Raw genomic sequence first — 1,851 nt, forward strand, 5'->3', positions numbered from 1 at the left:
TCATTACCAAAGACATCATGGTGTCCCATTGTCAATTTAAGATGAGACTTACGATATAATTTTGCAGGAATAATAACTTTAGTTACAGAAGTGCCATCTGAATAATTCCATGGACTTTTTTCCAAACAATATGAAATCCTTTTTGGAATAAACTTTTCAGAGTTATCTTCCTTACCAGTCAAAACATACCATTTCCAGTTAACATAATATACATAATTTAAATCCAAATTTTCTAAAATTTCCCTGGGATTATTATTTGAACATAAAAATTCATCAGCATCTAAAGGAACTACAATATCAGGTCGAAATTTATCAATAATAATATTTACATACTTATTATCCAATTCAAATTGATCATATGCTCTAAGTGATTCGTCAAATAATGTAATTTTATAACCTTCCGTTTTTAAACTCTTTAGAATTTCAATTGTATTATCACTACATCCATTATCAACAATTACCATTTCATCAACAAAATTATAATTGTATCTAACGAAAGACTCTATAATTTCATTTTCATTATTAACCATAGTATAGGAAACAATTTTCATTTTTGTATCCCCTTAAATAATAGAATTTACCTTTGCCTTTCGAATCTATCTCTTTTATCATAGATTACAGAATTAGATTCTACATTTTTCGTTAATAATGTTCCCCCCCAATAACGCTTCCACTTTTAATTGTGACTCCATCTAAAATAATTACATTACTACCTATCCAACAATTGTTTTCTATAACTATTCCCTTATTATTTACACCCTGTGATTTAATAGTTTTCACTTTATCGGAAAAATTATGGTTTTCTGCAAACATGGAAACCTTAGGGCCAATTAAAACATTTTCCCCAATAATAATTCTTCCAGCACAACCTATATATCCACCTGGCCCTATTGAAGAATTTTTTCCAATCTTAAGTCCCATTCCAATATTTCCTATTCCGTAATAACTAGACGGTCTGATCATAGTTCCTCTTCCTATTGTTACATTATCAGCAAACGTTATTGGTTCTTTACTCAAAGCTTGAATTTCCGAATAGTCTTCAAATTTTACATTTCTTCCAACAATAATATTACTCTTTTGTGTTATTGAAACATGTTTACCAATAAAAATAGGATATTTTTTTTTAAAGAAAAAGAATCCCATCGCGAATCCTCTTATTAATTTTTTTAAAGCCATGAAATAAATAGCTAGTTTATAAGAAAATCCAACTTCTTTATTTATATTTTTCATTACTGAAAATCATTCCCTATTAAAGTATATGTAGAAGAAAATTTTTTTATAAAAGATGACATAGAAAATTTATTAATTTGTCTATTTAATGAATTTACACCAAAATTCTTTCTTTTCTCTTCACTTTTTATCAATACCTGCATTTTTCTCCTTAATTCAAGACAATTATTTGGCTCTACTAAATATCCATTATAACCATCTAAAACCATTTCTTTGATACCTCCATGATCATAACCAATGATTGGTTTTCCAGATGCCATTGCTTCCAGAACAACTGTTGGCAATGGATCTGGGCTCGTACTAGGCAAAACTAAAATGTTTAGAAAATTCTGAACAGCAGCGTTATCACTCCTGAAAGGAGAATAAATTATTCGAGATCTATTATAATCATTCTTTATTTTATTTTTTATTTCATCAATTCTCCACTCTTGACCTGTAAAAGCACTACCTATAATAAACAGATACAAATTAGGATATTCTTTAAGCAATGGAGTTGCAGCATCTAGAAAATCATTTTGCCCCTTCCAAGCATTTATTCTTCCAATTACTCCAACTTTAATTGAATCGGTTGGAACGTTAAATTCCTTGAATAAATAATTACAATTTATGTTAGGGTTAAAA

The 1,851-nt window shown here is 28.5% G+C and carries 3 protein-coding genes; all 3 read right to left on the reverse strand.

Annotation, left to right across the window (positions count from 1 at the left end; genetic code table 11):
• Positions 1–551: glycosyltransferase family 2 protein (locus ON15_RS04330; RefSeq protein ID WP_010580253.1), on the reverse strand; the 551-nt coding region annotated here is incomplete at its 3' end.
• A gap of 91 nt (positions 552–642) precedes the next feature.
• Positions 643–1,230 (reverse strand): acyltransferase, encoded by a 588-nt coding sequence (locus ON15_RS04335; RefSeq protein WP_010580254.1) that lies wholly within the window; start codon positions 1,228–1,230, stop codon positions 643–645.
• On the reverse strand, positions 1,230–1,851 hold a 622-nt coding region (locus tag ON15_RS04340), incomplete at its 5' end, for a glycosyltransferase family 4 protein (RefSeq protein WP_010580255.1). The genes ON15_RS04335 and ON15_RS04340, both read right to left, overlap by 1 nt.

Source organism: Liquorilactobacillus vini DSM 20605, from assembly GCF_000255495.1.
GTDB classification, from domain to species: domain Bacteria; phylum Bacillota; class Bacilli; order Lactobacillales; family Lactobacillaceae; genus Liquorilactobacillus; species Liquorilactobacillus vini.